Source organism: Burkholderia theae (genome assembly GCF_048565265.1).
Taxonomy (GTDB): domain Bacteria; phylum Pseudomonadota; class Gammaproteobacteria; order Burkholderiales; family Burkholderiaceae; genus Burkholderia; species Burkholderia theae.
The window spans coordinates 1,268,490-1,286,144 of sequence record NZ_CP183461.1 but is presented as its reverse complement, the minus strand read 5'-3'; the positions used below and the strand labels follow the sequence as shown (position 1 = coordinate 1,286,144).

The following is a 17,655-nucleotide window of genomic DNA, read 5'->3' as shown; positions in this document are numbered from 1 at the left end:
CCCCCCCATCTCCCGAAAACGCATCCGTCGGAACACGCGGCGGCCCAGCGAGTGCCGACATGAACCTGTCGCGCCCCTTCATCACCCGCCCCGTCGCGACGACGCTGCTCGCGATCGGCGTCGCGCTCGCGGGCCTGTTCGCGTTCATCAAGCTGCCGGTGTCGCCGCTGCCGCAGGTCGACTTCCCGACCATCTCGGTGCAGGCGTCGCTGCCGGGCGCGAGCCCCGAGACCGTCGCGACCAGCGTGACGAGCCCGCTCGAGCGGCACCTCGGCTCGATCGCCGACGTCTCCGAGATGACGTCGACGAGCACGGTCGGCAATGCGCGGATCATCCTGCAGTTCGGCCTGAACCGCGACATCGACGGCGCCGCGCGCGACGTGCAGGCCGCGATCAACGCGGCGCGCGCCGACCTGCCCGCCGCGCTGAAGAGCAACCCGACCTACCGCAAGGTCAACCCAGCCGACTCGCCGATCATGATCGTGTCGCTGACGTCGGAAACCTCGTCGCCCGCGAAACTGTACGACGCCGCGTCGACGGTGCTGCAGCAGTCGCTGTCGCAGATCGACGGGATCGGCCAGGTCTCGGTGAGCGGTTCCGCGAACCCGGCCGTGCGCGTCGAGCTCGAACCGCAGGCGCTGTTCCACTACGGGATCGGCCTCGAGGACGTGCGCGCGGCGCTCGCGTCCGCGAACGCCAACGCGCCGAAGGGTGCGATCGAATTCGGCCCGCAGCGCTATCAGCTCTATACGAACGACCAGGCGTCCGAGGCGTCGCAATACCGCGACCTCGTGGTTGCCTACCGCAACGGCGCGGCCGTGCGCCTGTCCGACCTGTCCGACGTCGTCGATTCGGTCGAGGACCTGCGCAACCTCGGTTTGTCGAACGGCAAGCGCGCGGTGCTGGTGATCCTCTACCGCTCGCCCGGCGCGAACATCATCGAGACGATCGACCGCGTGCGCGCGGCGCTGCCGCAACTCACCGCGTCGCTGCCGGCCGACATCACGGTCACGCCCGTGCTCGACCGCTCGACGACGATCCGCGCATCGCTGAAGGACACCGAGCACACGCTGCTGATCGCGATCAGCCTCGTCGTGATGGTCGTGTTCCTGTTCCTGCGCAACTGGCGCGCGACGCTGATCCCGAGCGTCGCGGTGCCGATCTCGATCATCGGCACGTTCGGCGCGATGTACCTGCTCGGCTTCTCGATCGACAACCTGTCGCTGATGGCGCTGATCGTCGCGACCGGCTTCGTCGTCGACGATGCGATCGTCGTGCTCGAGAACATCTCGCGGCACATCGAGAACGGCAAGTCGCGGATGCAGGCCGCGTTCGACGGCGCGCGCGAAGTCGGCTTCACCGTGTTGTCGATGAGCATCTCGCTGGTCGCGGTGTTCCTGCCGATCCTGCTGATGGGCGGCATCGTCGGGCGCCTGTTCCGCGAGTTCGCGCTGACGCTGTCGCTCGCGATCGCCGTGTCGCTCGCGGTATCGCTCACCGTCACGCCGATGATGTGCGCGCGCCTGCTGGCCGAATCGCACGACCCGCAAACCGAAGGCCGCTTCGCGCGCTTCCTCGAGCGCTGCTTCGCGCGCATGCAGCGCGGCTACGAGCGCTCGCTGTCGTGGGCGCTGCGCCGGCCGCTGCTGATCCTGATGACCCTGTTCGCGACGATCGGGCTGAACGTCTACCTGTACATCGTCGTGCCGAAGGGCTTCTTCCCGCAGCAGGACACCGGGCTGATGATCGGCGGCATCCAGGCCGACCAGTCGACGTCGTTCCAGGCGATGAAGCTGAAGTTCTCCGAGATGATGCGGATCGTGCAGAGCAACCCGAACGTGAAGAGCGTCGCGGGTTTCACCGGCGGCACGCAGACCAACTCCGGCTTCATGTTCGTCACGCTGAAGGATCGCACCGAGCGCAAGCTGACGGCCGACCAGGTGATCCAGCAGCTGCGCCCGCCGCTGTCGGACGTCGCGGGTGCGCGCACGTTCCTGCAGGCCGCGCAGGACATCCGCGTCGGCGGCCGGCAGAGCAACGCGCAGTACCAGTTCACGCTGCTCGGCGATTCGAGCGCCGACCTGTACAAGTGGGGGCCGATCCTGACCGAGGCGCTGCAGAAGCGCCCCGAGCTGACCGACGTGAACTCCGACCAGCAGCAAGGCGGCCTCGAGGCGATGGTGACGATCGACCGCGCGACGGCCGCGCGGTTCGGCATCAAGCCCGCGCAGATCGACAACACGCTGTACGACGCGTTCGGCCAGCGTCAGGTCTCGACGATCTACAACCCGCTGAACCAGTACCACGTCGTGATGGAAGTCGCGCCGAAATACTGGCAGAGCCCCGAGATGCTGAACCAGGTGTGGGTCAGCACGTCGGGCGGCAGCGCGAACGGTTCGCAGACCACCAACGCGGCGGCCGGCACCTACGTCGCGACGTCGGCCGGCACGTCGAGCGCCGGCACGGCCACGCAGAGCGCCGCGGCGATCGCGTCCGATTCCGCGCGCAACCAGGCGCTCAACGCGATCGCGGCCAGCGGCAAGTCGAGCGCGTCGTCGGGCGCATCGGTGTCGACGTCGAAATCGACGATGATCCCGCTGTCGGCGATTGCCACGTTCGGGCCGAGCACGACGCCGCTGTCGGTCAACCACCAGGGCCTGTTCGTCGCGACGACGATCTCGTTCAACCTGCCGCCGGGCGTGTCGCTGTCGCAGGCGACCCAGGTGATCTACCAGACGATGGCGCAGATCGGCGTCCCGCCGACGATCGTCGGCAGCTTCCAGGGCACCGCGCAGGCGTTCCAGCAGTCGCTGGACAACCAGCCGATCCTGATCCTCGCCGCGCTGCTGGCCGTCTATATCGTGCTCGGGATCCTGTACGAGAGCTACATCCACCCGATCACGATCCTGTCGACGCTGCCGTCGGCCGGCGTCGGTGCGCTGCTTGCGCTGCTGCTGTTCAAGACCGAGTTCAGCATCATCGCGCTGATCGGCGTGATCCTGCTGATCGGCATCGTGAAGAAGAACGCGATCATGATGGTCGACTTCGCGATCGACCAGACGCGCAACAACCAGAAGTCGTCGTTCGACGCGATCCACGAGGCGTGCCTGCTGCGCTTCCGCCCGATCATGATGACGACGATGGCCGCGCTGCTCGGCGCGTTGCCGCTCGCGTTCGGCAGCGGCGACGGCGCCGAGCTGCGCGCGCCGCTCGGGATCGCGATCGCCGGCGGCCTGATCGTGTCGCAGGTGCTGACGCTCTATACGACGCCGGTCGTCTATCTGTACATGGACCGGCTGCGCGTGCGGGCGGAGAAGCGCCGCAACCGCCGCGGGAATTCCGGCGGGCCGGCGGTCGCCGGGGAGTGATGGAAGCGGCCGCCCGTGAGGCGGCCGCTTTTCGCGTTTTTCCCGCTTGCCGCGCTTGAACACCGGCGGCGATCGACTATCGTGAGTCCATGCCCACCGCCGTGCCCGTCACGGGGACACACCATGAACGTCCAGCTCAACCATACGATCGTCTGGTGCCGCGACAAGCACGCGTCGAGCCGCTTCCTCACCGAATTGCTGGAATTGCCGCCGCCGACGCCGTTCGGCGCGATGCTGGTCGTGCCGCTCGACAACGGTGTGTCGCTCGATTTCTACGAAACGGCGGGAGAGATCACGTCGCAGCACTACGCGTTCCTGACCGACGAAGCCGGCTTCGATCGCGTAATCGCGCGCATTCGCGAGCGCGGGCTGCCGCACTGGGCCGATCCGGCCAAGCGGCAACCCGATGACATCTACCGCCACAACGGCGGCCGCGGCGTGTATTTCGACGATCCGGACGGCCACTTCCTCGAAGTGATGACCCGGCCGTACGTGCTGAACGGCTAGTTCGTCAGGCCGGCCGGCGTTGCACCGGCCGGTAGGGCGCAGCGCGGGTGCCGACCTGTTGCGGACGATACCCGGCCAGCCGCCGTTACTCGGCGGTCGCCGCCGTCTTGCGCGGACGACGCGCGCGCGGCGCCGCCTTGCGGGCCGGCTTCTTCGGCTTCGCGTCGGCGGGTGCTTCGACCGCCGCTTCAGCAACCGACTCGACAGCCGATTCAACCGGCGCGGCGTCATGCGACGGCCGGGCGGCCGCCGGCTCGGCGTGCGTCACCGCGGCGTGCCGCTCGTCGCGCTGCTCCGCGTCGCGATGCGTGTCGTCGGCATGCTTGTCGTGCGCGTGCTTCCCTTCACCGTGCTTCGCCCCGCCCTGCGTGGCGTCGTCCGGCTTTCCGGCCGGTTGACGGCCGGCGCTCTTCGCGGCGGCGCCCTTCTTCGCACCGGCCTTCTTGGCCGCGCTCTTGCGTGCGCGCTTGCGGCCATCCTTCGCGTCGCCGTGCGCATCGGCCGCTTCGGTGGCGTCGGTCGTTTCGACCGGCGCGAGCGCCGCTGCATCGGCGAGTTCGGCGACGGCCACCTCCTCCACCTCCGCCTCGACCTGCACGCTTTCGTGCACGACCGCTTCCGCGCGCTGCCCGCGACGGCGCGACTGGCGATCGGCCCGCGCCGGCTCGCGCGTGCCGTGGTGCGCGGCTGAGCCGCCGTCACCGGCCGTTGCAGCATGATCCGCGGCCGCCTGCTGGCGTGCCCGCGACACGAACGCGCCCGACTTGTCGTCGCGCCCCACTTCGAGCAGGCCGCGCGCCTGCGCTTCGTCGAGCAGGTTGCCGAACGCGCGGAACCCGTAATACGACTCGTTGAAATCCGGCTTGCGGCGCTTGATCGCGCTCTTGAGCACCGACGCCCAGATCTTGCCGACGTCGTCGCGCTCCGACGCGAGCGCGTCGAACGTCTCGACCGCCAGCGCGATCGCCTCGGCCTTGCGCGCGTCCATCTCGTGCTTGCGCGACGGTTCGTCGGGCCGCTTCGCGGGGCTGTTGCCCGTGCGCTGCTGTTCGCGCTTCGCGAGCGCGCGTTGCTGCTCACGCACCAGATCGTCGTAGAAGATGAATTCGTCGCAGTTGGCGACCAGCAGGTCCGACGTCGACTTCTTCACGCCGACCCCGATCACCTTCTTCGCGTTCTCGCGCAGCTTCGACACGAGCGGCGAGAAATCCGAGTCGCCGCTGATGATCACGAACGTATCGACGTGCGACTTCGTGTAGCAGAGGTCGAGCGCGTCCACGACGAGCCGGATGTCGGCCGAATTCTTGCCCGACTGGCGCACGTGCGGAATCTCGATCAGCTCGAAGCTCGCCTCGTGCATCGACGCCTTGAAGCCCTTGTAGCGATCCCAGTCGCAATAGGCCTTCTTCACGACGATGCTGCCCTTCAGCAGCAAGCGCTCCAGCACGGGCTGGATGTCGAATTTCTCGTACTTCGCGTCGCGCACGCCGAGCGCGACGTTCTCGAAGTCGCAGAACACGGCCATGCTGACGTTGTCCAGGGGTAATGCCATGTGTACTCCAACCGGTTGGCCGACGCGTTGTATGACGTAGCGGCGAAAAAAGCATCGCGCACATGATAGCCGGTCGGCGCGTCATTCCCGAATCCGTGTGAATGAATGACGGCGTGAACGGCCGTCGCAACAATATGCCGGCGCCGGGACGCCCGCGCCGGTGCGCCCGAGCCGGTACGCCCCTTAATACACACCCGCCGCCGGGGCAAATCGACATTACACTTGAGTTATTGGTCGTCCGTCCCTATCTGGAAGGATGACGCATCGAGCAAGGAGCGGTTTCATGACGACGAAGCTACTGCTGATTGGCGCGACCGGCCGAACGGGCCAGGCCTGCGCGGATCTGCTGCTCAAGCAGCCGGAGTTCGAGGTCACGGCGCTGGTGCGCCGGCACGGCTATGCGCTGGCCGGCGCAAGGGTCGTCGAGGCCGACCTGACGAACGATTTCTCGCACGCATTCCAGGGCATCACGCACGTGATCTACGCGGCCGGCTCGGCCGAATCGGACGGCGCGGCCGAAGAAGAGCAGATCGACCGCGACGCGGTCGCCCGCGCGGCCGACTACGCGCTGGCCTACAACGCGCAAAAGCTGGTGGTGATCAGTTCGCTGTCCGCGTACCGGCCCGAACTCGGCCCGGACGCGCTGCATCACTATTCGCAGATGAAGCGCGAAGGCGACGACCGCGTGATCGCGTCGGGTGTCGACTACGTGATCCTGCGCCCGGGCCCGCTCGCGGACGGGCCGGGTGTCGGCAAGATCGCACTGACCGACGCGTGGCTCGACCCCGCGCCGCCGGTGTCGCGGCAGGACGTGGCATGGGCCGCGATCGAGGCGATCAAGCTCGGCATCTCGCGCAAGACCATCGGCTTCGTCGGCGGCAGCGTGCCGATCGAGCAGGCCTTGCGCGCGTAGCGGCCCGCCGCGCGCTGCCGGGCGGCGGCGCCGGCCAGGCCGGCAGCGCCGGGCTTACTGCTTCGGATGCGCGTCGGCCCACGCCTTCACGGCGGCGAGCGTGTTCTCGACGTGCTTGTCGGGCGACATGCTCGTGTATTCGTAGAGAATCTTCCCTTCCGGCGAAATCACGTACGACACGCGGTTCGCGCGGTCGATCGCCGGCAGCTTCGCGTCGTATTCACGGATGATCTTCGCGTCCGGGTCGGCCGCGACCGGGAACTTGCTCCGGCACTCGCTCACCGAAAACTTCGTCAGCGTATCGATATTGTCTGCCGATACGCCGATCACCGTCGCACCGTAAGTCTTGTAACGGTCGACGGCATCCGCGAACGCATGCGCCTCGATCGTGCAGCCCTTCGTGAACGCGGCCGGGTAGAAATACAGCACCACCGGCCCTTGCTTCAGCGCGTCCGCGAGCGAGTACGTGTAAGTCTTGCCGCCCAGCGACGCCTGCGTCGTGAAGTCGGGCGCCGCGGCACCCGGCTTCAGTTCCGCCTGCGCCATCAGCGCATGGCCGGCCACCAGCGCCGCCACGGCGCCCAGCAACAGTTTTCGCTTCATCTGCGTCCTCATTTCTTATAAAGTCAGCCTCGATGTAGGCCACGCCGGCGTTCGCCTGTCGAACGCCCCGAGTACAATCCGGCCCGGCGGCAGCGCCATCCGCGCCCGGCCGGTTAAAGATTCCGCACAGTCTGCCGTTATTCCTTCCGGACAACCGGTTCCAGCCCTTCACGTCAGCGAGAAACATGGAAGCCAACAGGAAACAGACGTCACGCAAGGGCTCCTGGCGCAGTGCCTTGCATACGCTGCGCCGCTTCGCCTGGTCGGGCGGCGCGCTGATGCCCGCACGCGCCGGTGCGCCGCGCCGCGACGACTCCGTGCGCAACTGGCTGGAACAGACGGTCGGCACGGTGGACTTCCTCGCCCATGTGGACCGCGAGTTGCGCTTTCTGTACGTGTCCGACGCGAGCCTGCGCTTCATCGGCTACCACCGCGATTACCTGCACACGCTGACGCTGCGCGACCTGATCGCTGAACAGGATACCTCGGCACTCGAAGGCCTGCTTGCGCGCGCCTCACGTTCCGGCCAGGTCGAGAAGGCGACAATGTGCATCGTCAAGTCGCTCACCTACCCGCTGGACGTCGAGGTCCGCGCGTTCAAGAGCCGCCACCACGGGGTCGACGGCTTCGCGATCGCGGCGTTCGACGTGTCGTCGTGGCGCGCGCTCGAGGCGCGCCTGACGTACGAAATGCACCACGATCCGATGACGGGGCTCGACAACCTGTCCGCGCTCGTGCCGGCGCTGATGCGCGCGCAGCAGACCGCCGACGAGGACGGCACCTGCGCGGCGCTGCTGCTGCTCGACCTCGACGACTACCAGCGGATCAACCGCGCGCTCGGCTACGACGCGGGCGACACGCTGCTGCGCGAGACCGCGCAGCGGCTGAAGGCGCTCGTCACGCCGAACGAACGGCTCGCGCGCGTCGCGAGCGACAAGTTCGCGGTCGTGCTCGGCGCGGCGAACCGCACGCAGGCGAGCAATGCCGCCGATGCGCTCGCACGCCGGCTGCAGGCCGCGGTGCGCGAGCCCTACGTGTACCAGGGGCAGACCGTGCACCTGTCCGCGAGCATCGGCATCGCGCTTTATCCCGACGAACGTGCCGCGCCGCATCGCGCGCAGCACCACAGCCCGCTGCTGCGCCGCGCCGACCACGCGCTCGCGCAGGCGAAGGCGTCGGGCGGCAACGCGCTCGCGTTCCATGCACCCGTCGACGATCCGGCCGACGCCGAACGGCTCAAGCTCGAAGCCGACCTGTACGACGGGGTGCGCAACGGCGAGTTTTCGCTCCATTTCCAGCCGATCACGCGCAGCCAGTCGGGCGCGGTGGTCGGCGTCGAGGCGCTGATCCGCTGGCGCCATCCGGTGCACGGCCTCGTGCCGCCGGCAACCTTCATTCCGCTCGCCGAATCGACCGGCCTGATCAACTACCTCGGCAACTGGGTGCTCAAGGCCGCGTGCATGCAGCTCGTCGCATGGGACCGCCAGGGGCTCGCGCTTCAGTACGTGGCGGTCAACGTGTCGCCGCAGCAGTTCCGCGACCCGCGCTTCACGCAAAGCGTGCGCGAGGCGATCGCGCTGACGGGTATCGACCCGCGCCGCATCGTGCTCGAAATCACCGAAAGCCTGCTGATGCACGATCCCGCGCATGCGAAGGGGCTGCTCGAGGAGCTGACCGATCTCGGCATCCGCTTCGCGATCGACGATTTCGGCACCGGCTATTCGAGCCTCGCGTACCTGCAGCGCTTCCCGCTCGCGAAGCTGAAGATCGACCGCAGTTTCGTCGAGAACCTGCTGACGTCGCGCAATGACCGCGCGATCGTGTCGGCGGTGGTCGGCCTCGCGCAGACGCTCGATCTCGAGCTCGTCGCCGAAGGCGTCGAGACCGAGGCGCAGCGCGAGCTGCTGACGGAGATGGGCTGCAACCATATCCAGGGCTGGCTCGTCTGCCAGGCGCTGCCGTCCGAGGAACTCGCACGGCGCTTCGAGGCGCACCAGCTGCACCTGCACGCCGCCGCCTGACGCGCGCGGCGAACCGGACAGATCCGTATGTCAATCACCGAACACATGCCCCGCACCGCATTGATCGACAAGCTGTGGGCCCGGATGAGCGAACGCGGCGATTTCCCGCTGCTGTCGGAATCGCTGCGCGCGACGATGGCCGCGATGAAGAACGACGACCTCGACTTCACCGCGCTCGTGCGCGTCGTCCTGTCGGACTTCGCGCTCACGCAGAAAGTGCTGCGGCTCGCGAACTCCGCGATGTACATGGCGTTCGGCGGCAACATCACGACCGTGACCCGCGCACTGATGGTGCTCGGCATGGACGCGGTCGGCCATCTGGTCGTCGGGCTGAAGCTCGTCGACCATTTCCACCACAGCACGCCGCGGCGCATCGACGCGAAGCTTGAACTGAACCGGGCGCTGCTGTCCGGCTGCGTCGCACGCAAGCTCACCGAGCGCGCCGAACTGCGCGCGGGCGAGGAAGCCGTCGTCTGCACGCTGATGCGCCAGGTCGGCAAGCTGCTCGTGGTCTGCTATCTCGACAGCGAATGGGATCGGATCCGCCGGCGCGCGGCCGAACTGAACGGTGACGAAGCGGCCGCCTGCGCCGACGTGCTCGGCGTCAGCTTCGACGAAATCGGGCTCGAGGCAGCCACGCGCTGGCGGCTGCCCGACGTGATCCGCGCGGGGATGGCCAATGACGACCACGCGGCCCGCGACGACGAATACGACGACGACGACGACCGCAACGCGGGCCATGCGGCCGAGGACGGCCCAGCCGACCGCGTCCGCTGGCTGCGCGCGGTGAGCCGCTGTTCGACCGACGTCGCGAGCGCGCTCGTGATGCCGGCCAGCGCGCAGCGCGACGCACGCATCGCGGCGCTCGCGCAGCACTACGGCACCGAGCTCGACATGGAGCCCGACGCGCTCGTCGAGATCGCCGAGCGGCTCGCGCGCGAGGAAGCGAGCGACACCGTGATGCGCGAGATCGTCGAGCTGCGCGCGAACGCCGATGCGATCGCGCGCGCGCAGGCCGAGCCCGAGGCATGCCTCGAAGCCGGCCTCGCGGACCTGCGCGCGCTGCCGTCCGAGCACGTACTGACGCCGGTGCTCGCGCTCGCGTCGGAAAGCCTGCTGGCCGGCCTTGCGTTCACGCGCACCGTGATGTTCGTGCGTCACGACGACGGCACGTTCGCCGCGCGCCTCGGCTTCGGCCCCGGCGTCGATACGGCGCTCGACCGGCTGCGCTTCGACGAGCGCTTCGAGCCGGACGTGTTTCATCTCGCGATCTCGAACTCGGTCGGCATCTTCATCGAGCAGGCGCAGGAACCGAAGATGCTCAAGCGCCTGCCCGCGTGGTATCTCGACGCGTTCGACGACACGCGCGCGTTCGTGCTGCTGCCCGTGCGCGTCGGCACGACGAGCGTCGCGCTGCTGTACGGCGACTGGGCCGGCGCGCAGCCCGCGCGCAAGATCACGCAGCAGGAGATGAGCGTGCTCAACGAACTCGCGCGCGAACTGGGCCGGTTCTTTCCTGCCTGACGCGGCCGCCGTTTCCACCCCACAAAAGCAAACCGGCCGCATAAGCGGCCGGCTGCATCGTGCGATAAGACGAAACGCTTACTTGAGCGTCACGGGCACGCTGAAGTACTTCTTCGCGAGGTTGTCGATCGTACCGTCGGCCTTCAGGTCCTTCAGCGCCTGATCGAGCGCGGTCTTCAGCGCCGCGTCGTTCTTGCGCAGACCGAAACCGACGCCCGAGCCGAGGATCTCGGTATCGCTGACCGTGCCGCCCGCGAATGCAAAGCCCTGGCCCTGCGGCTTCGTCAGGAAGCCCTTCGAACCGGCTTCCGAATCCTGGAACGTCGCATCGAGACGGCCCGACTTCAGGTCGGCATACGCCAGATCCTGCGTCTGGTACGGCACGACTTCGACGCCTGCCGGCGCCCACTTCTTCTTCGCGTACGCTTCCTGGATCGTGCCCTGCAGCACGCCGACGCGCTTGCCCTTCAGCGATTGCGGGGTCGGCAGCAGGCCGCTGCCCTGCTTCGCGATCAGCTGGTTCGGAATCGTGTAGATCGGATCGGTGAACGCGATCGCGTGCTTGCGCTGGTCGGTGATCGTCATGTCCGAGTTGATCGCGTCGAACTTGCGCGCCTGCAACGCGGGGATCAGGCCGTCGAAGTCGTTCTCGACCCACACGCACTTCGTCTTCAGCTTCGCGCACACCGCGTTGCCGATGTCGATGTCGAAGCCGGTCAGCTTGCCGTCGGGCGTCTTGAATTCGAACGGTGCATACGAGGCCTCGACGCCGAACCGGATCTCTTTCAGATCCGCGGCAAACGCGCTGCCTGCCGCCACGGCCGATGCCGCCACCACCGCATGCGCGGCCACTTTACGCCAATCCAACTTCATCAGGTGCTCTCCTCGATACTCGAATGTTCCGGAACTACGGGCGCGTACATCATTGCAGGGCCAGATGACCTGGACAATGCGGCTGCCGCGCCGTGATGCGGCGCAACAGCCGCAAGGCCGCGATTGTACCAATCCGCGCGGCCCGGTATGGCAAAGCGGCCGTCGGCGCGCGATGCTGCGGTGCGCACACGACGCCGGCCGGGGCCGGCCGCGGAACTTGCAAGACGATGTCGCAAATACGCAAGCGCGGCCGCACTGCTCCGCGGCCGCGCCGATGGGTCAGACGAGCGCCGCGATCGTCTCGCGCGTCGTGTCGATGACGAGCAGGCCCGCACGCAGGCCCGGCTTCACGCTCGGGTTCGGGAACACGATCCGTTCCTCGTCGTGCGTCACCGTGTAGCGGTAGTCGCCGTCCTGCGCGAGCACCGTGCCGCGCGCAAACGCGGTGAAGTTCGCGACGTCGGCCGCGACGAACAGTTCGAGCGCGTCGCTCTGCTTGGTGATCTGGTCGATCACCGTGAACACGCGCGGCAACGCGGCGGCGTCTTGCGGATCGCTGCCCGGCGGATGCCCGGCCGACGCTCCCGACACCAGCTTGCGCACCGCGCGATCGGTCGACGCGAAGCGCGTCAGGTCGTTCTGGCCGAACGGGCGCACCTTGCCGAGTTCCAGCGTGCACGCCAGCGCATCGCAGTGCTCGGCCGTGAAATGCGAATACGTGTTGCCCTTCGCGGTATGCAGCAGCACGGCCGCGATGCGCGCATCGCCGAGCCATTCGACCATCGTGCGCGTCGGCGGCGTGCCCGTGTGCGGCAGCAGCGCGAACTGCTCGAATACCGACGCGCGGATCGCCGTATGCATGTCGATGTGCCAGCGCGCGCCGCCCGCCGGCGCCGCCGCGAAGAACGCGGCAGCGGCCGCTTCGAGCTGCGCGGCGCGTGGCGCTTCGCGGCTCGCGGGCACCTGAGTGTGACGACCGCTGAACAGGCGGTTCAGGTCGTCGTCGAGATACCGCTCGCCGGCGCGCATCGCCGGCACGTTGCCGAGCACGACGAGCAGCCGGCACGCGAGCGGCAGCGCGCCCGACGCGAGATCGCGCACGAGCATCGACAGCAGTTCGATCGGCGCAGTCTCGTCGCCGTGCACGCCGGCCGACACGAGCACGCTCGCACGCGCCGCGTCGGCAGCCGCCGCCGGTTCGAGCGCGAGCAGCCCGTCGCCGAGCCATGACCAGCGCACCGCGCCGCCCGCGCAGGCGCCGTCCTTCACGGCCGGCGTGCCGCCGGCCAGCGTGAACGCGAGAAAGTCGTCGAGCGGCGCAGCGGCGGACATCGGTGCGTCAGCGCTGGAAGTCATACAGCGACCCGACGCGCAGGATCTGCGTAAGCTCGTCGAGCGCGGTGCGCGATTCGTCGAGCAGCGCCGGATCGGCGAGGTCTTCCGGCGCGAGGCGATCGCGATAGTGCTTGTCGATCCACGCGTCGAGCGATGCGAACAGCGTGTCGTTGATCCACACGTTCGACGTGACGGCCGCGCGCTCGGCTTCGTTCAGCACGACGCGCAGGCGCAAGCACGCGGGGCCGCCGCCGTTCTTCATGCTTTCGCGCAGGTCGAACACGAGCACGTCGTGAATCGGGCCGTTGCCGGCCGCGAGACGGTCGAGATAGGCCGCGACGTTCGCGTTCTCGCGGCATTCCTGCGGCACGACGAGCACCTGCGAGCCGTCCGCGCGCGACAGCAGCTGGCTGTTGAACAGGTACGACGTCACCGCGTCGTTCACGCTCACGGCGGCCTCGGGCACCTCGATCACGTTCAGGCGTGCACCGCGTGCGTCGAGCGCGGCGGTCAGCGTGTCGTAGATCGCCTGCTTGTTGACGAATGCGCGCTCGTGCGTGAACAGCGTGTCGCGGTTGCCGACCGAGATCACGTCGTTGTGGAACACGCCCGCGTCGATCACGTCCGGATCCTGCTGCGCGTACACCGTCGCTTCTTCGGCGAGCCCGTGGCGATGCGCGACCGCGCGGCTCGCCTCGAAGGTCTGGCGTGCCGGGAAGCGCTTCGGCTCGGGGCCGCGGCGGTATTCCGCGCGGCCGTACACGAAGAACTCGATGCCCGGCTTGTCGTATTCGGCGCAAAAGCGCGTGTGGTTCGCCGCGCCTTCGTCGCCGAGCGCCGGCGTGCCCGTCAGCGCTTCGTGCACCGCGAAGTGCGCGGGATCGGCGAACAGCGTCGACAACGTGCGGCGCGTCGCGTCGTGCTCGATCGCGCGATGCAGCTTGCTGCACAGGTTCGCCGGCGTGAAGTGCACGCGGCCGTCGCTCGTGTCGGCCGACGGGCTGACGGTGGCCGCGTTCGCGGTCCACATCGCCGATGCCGAGCTCGCCGCGGCCAGCAGTTCGGGCGCCTGCTTCGCGGCCTTCGCGATCACGTCCGCGTCCTTGCCCGAGAAACCGAGCTCGCGCAGCAGGCGCAGCGACGGCCGCTCCTGCGGCGGCAGCACGCCCTGCGCGAAACCGAGATCCGCGAGCTGCTTCATCTTGCGCAGCCCCTGCTTCGCGGCGGCCTTCGGATTCGCGGCCGACTTCTCGTTGTTGAGCGACGCCACGTTGCCGAACGACAGCCCGGCGTAGTTGTGGGTCGGGCCGACGAGTCCGTCGAAATTGGCTTCTTGTGCGTTCATCGTCGCTCCCTCGATCAGAAATGCAGGCCCGGCGACAGGCTCGCGGGCAAGGTCAGTTGCGTGCTTTCCACCGACGCCATCGGAAACGCGCAATAGTCGGCCGCGTAGTACGCGCTCGGGCGATGGTTGCCCGAGCGGCCCGTGCCGCCGAACGGCGCGGCGGACGACGCGCCGTTGGTCGGCCGGTTCCAGTTGACGATCCCGGCGCGAATCGTGCGGCGGAAGTGTTCCCATGCGTGCGCGTCGTCGGCGAGCAGGCCGGCGGACAGGCCGAACGCCGTGTCGTTCGCGCGCTCGATCGCTTCGTCGAACGTCGCGTAGCGCACGATCTGCGCGAGCGGGCCGAAGTGTTCTTCGTCGGGCAGGCTGGCCACGCCCGTCACGTCGACGATCGCCGCGTTCACGAAACCGAGGCGCGGATCGCGCTGCGTCATCGCGATGATCGGCTTCGCGCCCTGCTCGATCAGGCGCGACTGCGCATCGACGAGCTTCGCGGCCGCGCGGGCCGAGATCACCGCGCCCATGAACGGCTGCGGATCGGCGTCGAACACGTCGGCCGTGATCTTCGACGTGACGTCGGCGAAGCGCGCGAGGAAGCGGTCGCCGAACGCGCCCTGCGGCACGAAGATGCGGCGCGCGCACGTGCAGCGCTGGCCGGCCGACAGGAACGCCGACTGGATCGTGTGATGCACGGCCGCGTCAACGTCTTCAACTTCGCCGATCACGAGCGGGTTGTTGCCGCCCATCTCGAGCGCGAGCACGATTTCCGGACGGCCGCCGAACTGCTTGTGCAGCAGCGTGCCGGTATCCGAGCTGCCCGTGAAGAACAGCCCGTCGATCTGCCGATGATTCGCGAGCGCGATGCCCGTGTCCTTCTCGCCCTGCACGAGGTTCAGCACGCCGTCCGGCAGCCCGGCTTCCTTCCACACCTCGACCGTCGCGCGCGCGACGCCCGGTGCGAGCTCCGACGGCTTGAACACCACCGCGTTGCCGGCGATCAGCGCGGGCACGATATGGCCGTTCGGCAAGTGGCCGGGGAAGTTGTACGGGCCGAACACCGCGACGACGCCGTGCGGACGGTGGCGCAGCACCGCGACGCCGTCGGCCATGTCCTGACGCTTCTCGCCCGTGCGTTCCTGGTACGCCTGGATCGAAATGCCGACCTTCGCGGCCATCGACGCGACTTCGGTGCGCGCTTCCCACAGCGGCTTGCCCGTCTCGCGGCCGATCGCGGTCGCGATCGCTTCCTTGCGTTCGTTGAGCAATGCCGCGAAGCGCTTGGCGATCGCGCAGCGCGATTCGAAGTCGAGCGCCGACCAGCCGGCGAATGCGCGACGTGCGCTCGCGACCGCGCGGTCGACGTCGGCCGCCGATGCGCTTTCGCCCTGCCACGCGATTTCGTCGGTGCCCGGGTTGCGCGAAGCGAAGACGGGGCCCGAGCCTGCGACCCAGGCGCCGTCGATGAAGAGTTCCGTCATGATTCGTTTATCCCTGTTTGACTTTGAGCGGCAGCACGCGGACCGGATCGCCGGCCTTCACGTCGAGCGCGGCGGCATCGTCGGCCGACAGCACGAACGCGCCGTTCGCAACCACGCCCGGCGCGACGCCGACGCGGAAATCGGTGAGCGACGTGTTCGACACCAGCGACGTCGGCGGGCGCTCGCCTTCCGGATGGCCGGCCCCTGCTTCGGGCACGCCGATCGCGACCGGCACGACGACGCTCTCGCGCACCGTGCGCAGGTCGTTCACGTGGCATTCGAGCACGGGGCCCGCGTCGAAGATGTCGACGTGATTCTGGTAGCGCAGCCCTTCCGCCTCGAGCATCTTGCGCGCGGGCAGCGTATCGCGGTGCGTGAGGCCGACCGCATCCTGCGCGTCCTGCGGCAGCAGATCGACGTACACCGGGTAGCGCGGCATCAGTTCCGCGAGGAACGACTTGCGGCCGTGCGAGCTGAGATAGTCGGCCGCGTTGAAATCGATCTGGTAGAAGTGCGAACCGACCGCGCGCCAGAACGGCGACGTGCCGTCTTCGTCGAAGTGGCCGCGCAGTTCCGCGCAGATGCGTTCCGGGAAACGGTCGCGGAACTGCGCGATGAACATGAAGCGCGAGCGCGACAGCAGGCCGCCGACGCCGCCCGTGCGATAGCGCGGGCTGAGGAACAGCGAGCACACCTCCGCGTAGCCGGTCAGGTCGTGCGAGATGTTCAGCGCGGACATCCGGGTCCACACGCCGAGCTCCTGGCTCGCGTGCACGACCGTGCTCACGCGGTAGTTGTAGAACGGCTGTTCGAGGCCGACCTGCGACTCGATTCCGCACACGCCCGCGATGTCGCCCGTCTTCGATTCTTCCATCACGAAGAAGTAGCCGGCCTCGCCGGGCTCGGCCTCGCCCGCGAGCGTGCGGCGCGTGCGTTCGATGCGCGCGGCAAGCGCGTCGCGGTCGGGCTTGAACGTGGTCAGGCCCGGCCCGGTTTCCTTCGCGAGCGACACGAGCGCATCGACGTCGCCCGTTTGTACGACCCGAACGACGATCATGCTGCGTCTCCCTTCAAATCTTCATCGTCGCGGCGGTGCAGCGGCACACAGCGCACGACATCGCCGTCCTTCACGTCGAGCGCCGCGCGCACGTCGCCGGCCAGCGGCGCGTCGCCCGTCGCGCCCGGCAGGTCGGTCAGCACGCAGCGGAACGATTCGCCGCTGCCCGTCGACACCATGTACGCGACGTCGCCCTGCTCGCGCGCGGCTTCGCGCACGGTGCGCTCGGCGCCGTGCTTCACGCACGCGGTGCGGTCGACCTGCGCGGTCAGCACCGGGCCCGCGTCGAAGATGTCGACGAAGCGGTCGGGCTCGAAGCCTTCCTCGAGATGGATGTCGTACGCGAGCAGTGCCGTCTCGTTCGGCTCGCCGAGCACGCGCTGCGCGGCTTCCGGCAGCAGCGGCACGTAGAGCGGATAGGCCGGCATCACTTCCGCGATGAACGTGCGGCTGCGCCCGCCCGACGCGATGTCGACGTCGGTGAAGTCGCGGCCGAAGAACTTGCGGCCCACCGCTTCCCAGAACGGCGATGCGCCGTTGCCGTCGCTCACGCCGAGCAGCAGCGTGAACACTTCGGGCGTGAAGCGGCGGCGGTTCGCGGCGATGTACATCATCCGTGCGCGCGAGATCAGGTGCGCGGCCGCATCGCCGCGCAGCGACGGATCGACGTAGAAGCCGGCGAGCCGGCTCTTGCCGGTCAGCTCGTGCGACATCGTGAGCGCGTGGATCTTGCGGTTCACGTGCAGCTCGCGCGACGCGTGGATCAGTGCGTCGTTGCGGAACGCGTAGAACGGTTCCGAGTAGCCGGCCGCGGCCACGATGCTCGCCGTGCCGAGCAGCTTGCCCGTCGTCGAATCCTCGAGCACGAAGAGGTAGAACTCCTCGCCGGCGAAGTCGACGTCCGCGCGAAACGAATCCTCGGAGAGCGCCACACGCGCTTCGAGCGCCGCGCGGTCGTGCGGCAGCGAGTGCAGGACCGGCTGCGCCGTGCGCGCCATGTGCGCGAGCGCATCGAGATCCGTGAGTTTGCCGGGGCGAACAAATAGCATCGTCGTTCCTGTCTGCGATGGGTGCGCCGA

General features: G+C 68.4%; 13 protein-coding genes. 5 read left to right on the top strand and 8 right to left on the bottom strand.

Going from position 1 to position 17,655, the window contains the following annotated elements:
• The first annotated feature begins 59 nt into the window (after positions 1 to 59).
• A complete protein-coding gene (locus tag ACN22W_RS06065; protein WP_419686771.1) occupies positions 60 to 3,368 on the top strand; it encodes an efflux RND transporter permease subunit in 3,309 nt (1,102 codons plus the stop codon).
• Positions 3,369 to 3,491: 123 nt separating this feature from the next.
• Entirely contained in the window at positions 3,492 to 3,875 is a 384-nt protein-coding gene (locus ACN22W_RS06060; RefSeq protein WP_419686770.1) for a VOC family protein, read from the top strand.
• Between the two features lie 85 nt (positions 3,876 to 3,960).
• Here ACN22W_RS06060 and ACN22W_RS06055 read toward each other — a convergent pair whose 3' ends face one another.
• Complete coding sequence (locus ACN22W_RS06055; RefSeq protein ID WP_419686769.1) at positions 3,961 to 5,427, bottom strand: NYN domain-containing protein; 1,467 nt, start codon at positions 5,425 to 5,427, stop codon at positions 3,961 to 3,963.
• A 283-nt stretch (positions 5,428 to 5,710) separates the two neighbouring features.
• Here ACN22W_RS06055 and ACN22W_RS06050 point away from each other — a divergent pair, with 283 nt between their 5' ends.
• Positions 5,711 to 6,340: an SDR family oxidoreductase gene (locus tag ACN22W_RS06050; RefSeq protein ID WP_419686767.1), complete on the top strand. Its 630-nt coding sequence runs from the start codon at positions 5,711 to 5,713 to the stop codon at positions 6,338 to 6,340.
• Between the two features lie 54 nt (positions 6,341 to 6,394).
• Here the strand turns inward: ACN22W_RS06050 and ACN22W_RS06045 are convergent, their stop codons facing one another.
• Positions 6,395 to 6,943, bottom strand: coding sequence for a peroxiredoxin (locus tag ACN22W_RS06045; protein WP_419686765.1), 549 nt, complete (start codon positions 6,941 to 6,943; stop codon positions 6,395 to 6,397).
• Positions 6,944 to 7,221: 278 nt separating this feature from the next.
• On the opposite strand from ACN22W_RS06045, the gene cdpA reads away from it, so the two are divergent.
• Positions 7,222 to 8,964: a cyclic di-GMP phosphodiesterase CdpA gene (gene cdpA / locus ACN22W_RS06040; RefSeq protein ID WP_419687374.1), complete on the top strand. Its 1,743-nt coding sequence runs from the start codon at positions 7,222 to 7,224 to the stop codon at positions 8,962 to 8,964.
• A gap of 27 nt (positions 8,965 to 8,991) precedes the next feature.
• On the top strand, positions 8,992 to 10,488 hold the full coding sequence (locus tag ACN22W_RS06035; protein WP_419686763.1) for an HDOD domain-containing protein: 1,497 nt from the start codon (positions 8,992 to 8,994) through the stop codon (positions 10,486 to 10,488).
• Between the two features lie 78 nt (positions 10,489 to 10,566).
• On the opposite strand, the gene ACN22W_RS06030 is transcribed toward ACN22W_RS06035, so the two are convergent.
• The 6 genes from ACN22W_RS06030 to aruF all read right to left on the bottom strand — a co-directional run bounded on the left by ACN22W_RS06030 (position 10,567) and on the right by aruF (position 17,625).
• A complete protein-coding gene (locus ACN22W_RS06030; protein WP_129514115.1) occupies positions 10,567 to 11,361 on the bottom strand; it encodes an ABC transporter substrate-binding protein in 795 nt (264 codons plus the stop codon).
• Between the two features lie 279 nt (positions 11,362 to 11,640).
• Positions 11,641 to 12,693 (bottom strand): succinylglutamate desuccinylase, encoded by a 1,053-nt coding sequence (gene astE, locus ACN22W_RS06025; protein ID WP_419687372.1) that lies wholly within the window; start codon positions 12,691 to 12,693, stop codon positions 11,641 to 11,643.
• A gap of 7 nt (positions 12,694 to 12,700) precedes the next feature.
• Positions 12,701 to 14,041, bottom strand: coding sequence for an N-succinylarginine dihydrolase (gene astB, locus ACN22W_RS06020; protein ID WP_419686762.1), 1,341 nt, complete (start codon positions 14,039 to 14,041; stop codon positions 12,701 to 12,703).
• A 14-nt stretch (positions 14,042 to 14,055) separates the two neighbouring features.
• A complete protein-coding gene (gene astD, locus ACN22W_RS06015) occupies positions 14,056 to 15,519 on the bottom strand; it encodes a succinylglutamate-semialdehyde dehydrogenase (protein WP_129514112.1) in 1,464 nt (487 codons plus the stop codon).
• Positions 15,520 to 15,526: 7 nt separating this feature from the next.
• Entirely contained in the window at positions 15,527 to 16,576 is a 1,050-nt protein-coding gene (gene astA / locus ACN22W_RS06010; protein WP_419686760.1) for an arginine N-succinyltransferase, read from the bottom strand.
• Positions 16,573 to 17,625, bottom strand: a complete 1,053-nt coding sequence (gene aruF, locus ACN22W_RS06005; RefSeq protein ID WP_419686758.1) for an arginine/ornithine succinyltransferase subunit alpha — start codon at positions 17,623 to 17,625, stop codon at positions 16,573 to 16,575. The genes astA and aruF overlap by 4 nt, the downstream gene beginning before the upstream one ends.
• Positions 17,626 to 17,655: the final 30 nt, after the last annotated feature.

What these genes read in the sequence shown, in the direction of transcription:
- astA (WP_419686760.1), bottom strand. Translation starts at nt 16,576, where the DNA reads ATGATCGTCGTTCGGGTCGTACAAACGGGCGACGTCGATGCGCTCGTG.
- aruF (WP_419686758.1), bottom strand. Translation starts at nt 17,625, where the DNA reads ATGCTATTTGTTCGCCCCGGCAAACTCACGGATCTCGATGCGCTCGCG.
- astD (WP_129514112.1), bottom strand. Translation starts at nt 15,519, where the DNA reads ATGACGGAACTCTTCATCGACGGCGCCTGGGTCGCAGGCTCGGGCCCC.
- ACN22W_RS06055 (WP_419686769.1), bottom strand. Translation starts at nt 5,427, where the DNA reads ATGGCATTACCCCTGGACAACGTCAGCATGGCCGTGTTCTGCGACTTC.
- ACN22W_RS06050 (WP_419686767.1), top strand. Translation starts at nt 5,711, where the DNA reads ATGACGACGAAGCTACTGCTGATTGGCGCGACCGGCCGAACGGGCCAG.
- ACN22W_RS06065 (WP_419686771.1), top strand. Translation starts at nt 60, where the DNA reads ATGAACCTGTCGCGCCCCTTCATCACCCGCCCCGTCGCGACGACGCTG.
- ACN22W_RS06060 (WP_419686770.1), top strand. Translation starts at nt 3,492, where the DNA reads ATGAACGTCCAGCTCAACCATACGATCGTCTGGTGCCGCGACAAGCAC.
- ACN22W_RS06045 (WP_419686765.1), bottom strand. Translation starts at nt 6,943, where the DNA reads ATGAAGCGAAAACTGTTGCTGGGCGCCGTGGCGGCGCTGGTGGCCGGC.
- ACN22W_RS06030 (WP_129514115.1), bottom strand. Translation starts at nt 11,361, where the DNA reads ATGAAGTTGGATTGGCGTAAAGTGGCCGCGCATGCGGTGGTGGCGGCA.
- ACN22W_RS06035 (WP_419686763.1), top strand. Translation starts at nt 8,992, where the DNA reads ATGTCAATCACCGAACACATGCCCCGCACCGCATTGATCGACAAGCTG.
- astE (WP_419687372.1), bottom strand. Translation starts at nt 12,693, where the DNA reads ATGTCCGCCGCTGCGCCGCTCGACGACTTTCTCGCGTTCACGCTGGCC.
- cdpA (WP_419687374.1), top strand. Translation starts at nt 7,222, where the DNA reads ATGCCCGCACGCGCCGGTGCGCCGCGCCGCGACGACTCCGTGCGCAAC.
- astB (WP_419686762.1), bottom strand. Translation starts at nt 14,041, where the DNA reads ATGAACGCACAAGAAGCCAATTTCGACGGACTCGTCGGCCCGACCCAC.